The sequence below is a fragment of the Polaromonas sp. P1_G2 genome (assembly GCF_056405515.1).
In genome coordinates, this window is sequence record NZ_JBFUBY010001745.1 from 1 (window position 1) to 360 (window position 360).

Consider the following 360-nt stretch of genomic DNA (forward strand, 5'->3'; position numbering starts at 1 on the left):
CCCTTATTCGAGCGGATATGGAACGCGAAGAGGATCGCCGGTATGCGATCCGCTCTCTGTTGCGAGCGAAAGATGAGTTTCGTCGCGGAGAGATGCTGCCATTGTCCGCCCTCGATGCCGTCGATGCCGAACTGGATGAAGAGCTGCGGTAGTGGCTCCTTGCGTTTTGATCTTGCCGACTGCCGTCGACAATTATCGTCTCGCCGTTCGCGAAACCGCGCGGAAATGGTCCCCTGAACAAGCCAAGATATATGGACGCCTGCTGCGGGCAGGTTTCGATTCCATCCCGGAAGCATACGCGCGAGCGAGCCGGAAAAAAGATGAGCGGGTTGGCAATTCTCTGTTCCGGCTTCACAAGAT

The 360-nt window shown here is 56.7% G+C and carries 1 protein-coding gene; it reads left to right on the forward strand.

Going from position 1 to position 360, the window contains the following annotated elements; genetic code table 11:
- Positions 1-172 precede the first annotated feature (172 nt).
- Positions 173-360: hypothetical protein (locus tag AC1D0P_RS32395; RefSeq protein WP_477680464.1), on the forward strand; the 188-nt coding region annotated here is incomplete at its 3' end.